The organism is uncultured Dokdonia sp. (genome assembly GCF_947492815.1).
In the GTDB taxonomy this organism is placed as follows: Bacteria; Bacteroidota; Bacteroidia; order Flavobacteriales; family Flavobacteriaceae; genus Dokdonia.
Genome location: NZ_CANLOB010000055.1, coordinates 1 through 5,758, shown reverse-complemented (window position 1 = coordinate 5,758; position 5,758 = coordinate 1). Strand labels below are relative to the sequence as shown.

General features: G+C 35.0%; 1 protein-coding gene. It reads left to right on the top strand.

Annotation, left to right across the window (positions count from 1 at the left end; translation table 11 throughout):
* Positions 1-383 precede the first annotated feature (383 nt).
* Positions 384-5,758: choice-of-anchor D domain-containing protein (locus Q1A01_RS23375; RefSeq protein ID WP_299685931.1), on the top strand; the 5,375-nt coding region annotated here is incomplete at its 3' end.

Below are 5,758 nucleotides of genomic sequence, written 5' to 3'. Positions count from 1 at the left end.
ACGATAAAGATCATCTTGGTCTTAACATCTCATTTCATTTTACAAGAGATACATGCTAATTGTTTTTTCGCGAAAGCTGATTATTGATGTTGTGAGAAAAAAAGGTTTTTTGTTACATAAAGTGATTTTTGAACGCAAAAAAATCACTTTATGGATTATTTATCAAAAGAGAGAGTACTTTATTGATAATGTAATGAAGGGCTTTTTGTGCGTTTAGTTATTGTTTAATTGATACTTTTTTGGATAAAATGAATAAAAATATCGATGAAATACACAAAATTTAAATTATGGTTTTTCCGTACTTGAAATATGTAAAAACCTTTGTATTTTTAGTGCACCCAAATCATTATAAGGTATTTATATCTTATAGCAACATCATAGTAATGACACATTTTTTTCTTCTTAGAAAACCTACGCTTACATTTTTATTCTTATTGTTTATTGCTAATGTGAAAGCTTTATCAATTGATAAAGTGAATAATAATGTTTTATTTGCATGTACAGGAGATGTAATTGATACATTTCCATATACAGAAAGTTTCGAAACTGGAAATTTCGATTTTACACAGAATACAGATGATGATGGTGATTGGAGGCGTAATAACAATGGGACTCCTTCAAGTAATACAGGTCCTTCTGGTGCTAATGATGGAAATTTCTACATGTATACTGAAGGGTCTACTTCGGGGCCTAGTGCTTTAGGGTTTAATGCAACTGCTATATTAACAAGCCCTTGTTTTGACTTTACTGGAGTTGGAGGAGCTACTTTTAATTTTGATTACCATATGTATGGAGCGGCAAGTGGTCAAATTAGTGTTGAAGTGAGTGATGATGGTGGTATTAACTGGAATGTTTTGCAAGTGATTTCGGGACAACAACAAACTTCCGGTAGTGCACCATGGATTACTTCATCAATTAATTTAAATTCATATGCAGGGAATACAGTTAATGTAAGATTAGTAGGAACTACAGGAAATAGCTTTTCTAGTGATATGGCTATTGATAATGTGGTAGTGACTGTAACACCTATTAATCCTGAAATTAATGTGACGGGGTTAAGTAATGATATTGTAAGTGGCGATACAACGCCTACAGTTACTGATGGAACTGATTTTGGAGATATTACATTAGGACTTTCAAATTCTAGTACATTTTTTATTGAAAATTCTGGTGTGCTAGAATTATTACTTACAGATCCGAACCCATATATTACTATTTCTGGTGCGCATGCAGCAGATTTTAATATCTCTACAATACCTACGACACCTATTGCTCCTATTAATGGAAGTGTACCTTTTGCGATAGGGTTTACACCCTCTGCAGTTGGAGATCGTTTTGCAACCATTTCTATTGCAAATAATGATAGTGATGAAAATCCGTATGTTTTTGATATTATGGGTACAGGTGTAGCACCTTCTTCAGAAATTAATTTGTCAGGTCTTGGGAATGCGATTGCATCGGGAGATGTGATTCCTTCAGTCTTCGATGGTACTGACTTTGGATTTACAACTTTAGGTACACCTGTGAGTAGTGATTTTGTGATTATCAATTCGGGATTATTGGGGCTTGATTTAACAGATCCTTCTCCTTATGTAAATATTATAGGAGCAGATGCGGGACAATTTTCGGTTACTATAATTCCTAATAATGTCATTTCAAATAATGGAGGGACTACTACTTTCCAAATCACCTATAACCCTTCAAGTGTAGGTGTACATAATGCAACGGTTAGTATTGCTAATAATGACCCTGATGAAAATCCATTTACGTTTGATATTACTGGAGAAGGCGTTGTGGCCTTTGTGCCTGAGATAGAGATTGCTGGTAATACCGTAGAAATAGTAAATGGCGATACCTCTCCAAGCACTATAGATGCTACAGATTATGGAACAATATCTTTAGGGACAAAAAAAAATGTAGCTTTTACAATCAATAATGTAGGTTCTGGAGTATTAACCTTAGCGGGTCCGCCACCTTATTTAACGATTACTGGTGCAGATGCCTCACAATTTTCTATCCAAACAGAACCTTTAAGTTCTATAGCAGCTTCAGCTTCAACAGTATTCCAAATACAATACAATCCTTTTGGATTAGGAACACATACCGCTACAGTTACCGTTGGTAGCGATGATAGTGATGAATCGAATTATTCGTTTACGATTACAGGAACGGCTATTGAAAATGAAAATCCATTAGAAACTCCTTATTATGCCAATTTTGACACAAGTGATGATAATTGGGTGGCTTCAAACTCAGGAGGAGGCAGTGTGTGGACACATGGAGTTAATGCTGTAGAAGTTGGAACTGAAGGTGATTATTGGTATACCAATAATTATGATGACTATGCTTCAAATTCAGATACCTATGTGACTAGTCCGATAATAGATCTTTCAGGATATCAAAATTTAACATTTAAAATTGATATCCGTTATGATACCGATGGAGATACTGGAGGTGATGATGGGATGAATATCGAATATTCCCCTGATGGAGGAGCTTCATGGTTTATATTAGGTGCCTATGCAGATCCTCAAGTTGATAACTGGTATAATTGGGATAATGTAGATGCTTTAGGAAATGGCACTGATGGTTGGGCAGGATTCAGTTTTGATATCATAAGTGCTACAAAATCTGATTTTATTCAAGCAAGTGTTGATTTGCCTGTTGAATTAGTGAATAACCCCGCAGCAAGATTTAGAGTGCATTTTGCCTCCGATAATTCTCAAAATGACAATGGAGTGAATTTTGATAACGTATTTATATTAGGGGATCCTATTGTGTCAGATGATCCATTGACTGGACCAGCTGGTGTAAATACGAATTTAAAACTTTGGTTGAAAACAACAGAAGGGATTGGTTCGACAAGTAACGCTTCTCAATTAGCAACATGGGAAGATCAAGCGTTAGATAATGATGCTACACGTGGCGATAGTAGTCAACAACCTACTTATTATGATGACCTTAATGAAAATATTAATTATAATCCAGTCTTAAGTTTTGATGATGTCGTAGATTCAGAATTAAAAGGGAAAGGTGGTTTTAATACACAGGACTATTGGATTGTAATGAAAGCTGATGGAAGTATTGATTCTTCAAGTCCTATTAAAGGAGTGATAGCGGGTAGGGTATCTAGAGATCAATTTTCAGAAGATGGTACTGGTTTGTGGATTAATCCCGGTTCGCTACGATTTAGTGGAGTAGATAATATTGTAAGCCATATGGTAGGAGCGACAAGTGCTTCTGCTGCTACGATAGGTGATGGAAGTTATGGTAGGGCTTATACAAGCAGTACAGATAGTTATGATGATGAGCCTATTATATTAAATATAAAGGTGAATAATGCGGGAGATTTAACAGAAATCTATAAAAACGGAATTAGAATAGATAATTATACAGGAAGAACTACTGGCTCTCCTTCAGAAGACCTGCCATATATTAATGTGACAAACTCTAGTTATATATTAGGTGTGGGCCGTATTACTGTTGGAGGTACAAATTATGATTCCCATTTTAATGGGAAGATGTCTGAAGTGATTAGTTATGCAAATCCTTTAACGGTATTTGATCAAGAAAAGATACAATCATATCTAGCCATTAAATATGGAATCACATTACACGATATTACTAGTAGTACAATTACAAGACAAGGAGATCAAAATTATATAGACTCTGATGGCTCAACTATATGGAATGTTGCAGCCCATACAGGGTATAATTATGATATTGCAGGAATAGGAAGAGATATTACATCAGGATTGAATCAAAAGCAATCGATATCTGTAAATCCAGGAGCAATTGTAACTATGGCACTTACAGACGTGTATAATACAAATAATGAAAATATAACTAATAATACAAATACAATTGAAGATAAGAATTTCTTAATGTGGGGGAATGATAATAGAAGTTTGAATGCTGCTGCATCTATTATAGTAGATTTAAGTGATGATATTACTGGCTTAAATACAGTGGTTGATATCACATCTGTAGAACGTTCTTGGAAAGTGGTTGAAACTGGAACAGTAGGAAGAGTAAAGGTGTCTGTTCCTGAAATAGTATTGAGTGCTACACTTGATCCGCCAGGAAGTTTCTTTATGTTTATTTCAGATACCCCAACATTTAACCCTAGTTCAGAATATCGTATTATGCTTCCAAATGGAGATAACGTAGAAGCTGAATATGATTTTGAAGGAACAAAATATATCACATTTGGATATGCGCCAGATTATATATTTGACCGTTCTATAACATTTAACGGAACGACAGATTATATGGACGCTCAGGATTACTTAGATATTGAAGGAGATTTTACAATATCAACTTGGGTAAAACATTCTAGTCAAGATTATACTATTCTTTCTAAAAGTAATACTGCGTTTACTGAAGGTTATGAATTAAAGATTAATGCAGATAGGACGGTGAGTATGATTTGGGAAAATGGAAGTACGCAAAGTATTACATCTAACACCCAAATTCCTAATAATGAATGGCATCAAATTGCGGTCTCTTATGATGGAGGTATGGCAAGTCTTTATATAGATGGTGTGTTGGATATTCAAGTGCCGCTAACGGCTCCTGTCACAAATGATGAAAATTTCTTGATAGCAGCTGGAAGAGGTAGAACTCCTGTAAATTTCTATGAAGGAACTATAGATGAAGTTAGAGTTTGGGATGCTGCCCTAACAGTAGACCAAATTCGATTTATTATGAATCAAGAAATCCTTGAGAATACAAATCTTATGGTAAGGGGAGAGATAGTTCCTGCAACAATCTCTAAAAATGATGTTGATGTAATACCTTGGGATTCTCTTGATGGATATTTTCCAATGACTACATATGCATTTACCAATGTAAAAGGAGCTTCTAATAACACAGTAGTAGCAGCAATTAAAAACTTAAAAACCGTAGATTTCCAAACAGCACCACTTCCATATGTATCAGAAGCAGACGGAGATTGGGCAGATCAAACTACTTGGGAAAACGGAACTGGATTGCAAACCCCAAATAGTGAATCGATTGTAGATAATTCAGTTCGTGTAGATTGGAATATTGTACAGACAGCACATAATGTAACTACACAAGAAAATAATACGGTCTTAGCTTTAGATATTCAGGTAAATGAATTGTCCATAGAAAATGATAGTAAGATTGAGGTGTCACATTATCTTAAATTAGATGGAATATTAGATCTTGTAGATGAGTCACAACTTATACAAACTGAAAACAGTGATCTTGATGTAACTAGTGCTGGGTTTTTAGAAAAGGATCAACAGGGTACAGCAGATACCTATTCTTATAACATTTGGTCATCACCTGTGAGTACTATTAATGGGACTCAAATAAATACAAATTATTCTGTAGGGAGCATTATGAATGATGGAACTGATCCAAATAATCCATCGGTGATGAACTTTAGTAGTGGATTTAATGGGGCGCCTTCATCTCCTATTACGATTAGTTCATATTGGATTTTTAAATATGGAAATGGTATAGAACAGTTTCAACCAATTGGACCATTTGGAAGTGTAAGTGTAGGTGAAGGATATACGATGAAAGGACCAGGATCGGGAGCAATTACAGACCCTCAGAACTATGTGTTTGTAGGGAAACCAAATAATAGTACTGATGCACAAGAAATTGTGGTGCCTGCCATTGCAGATAGAGATTATATTGTTGGAAATCCATTCCCATCTGCTTTAGATGCTAATGATTTTATTAATGATAATCCACATTTAGATGGTACATTATACCTGTGGGA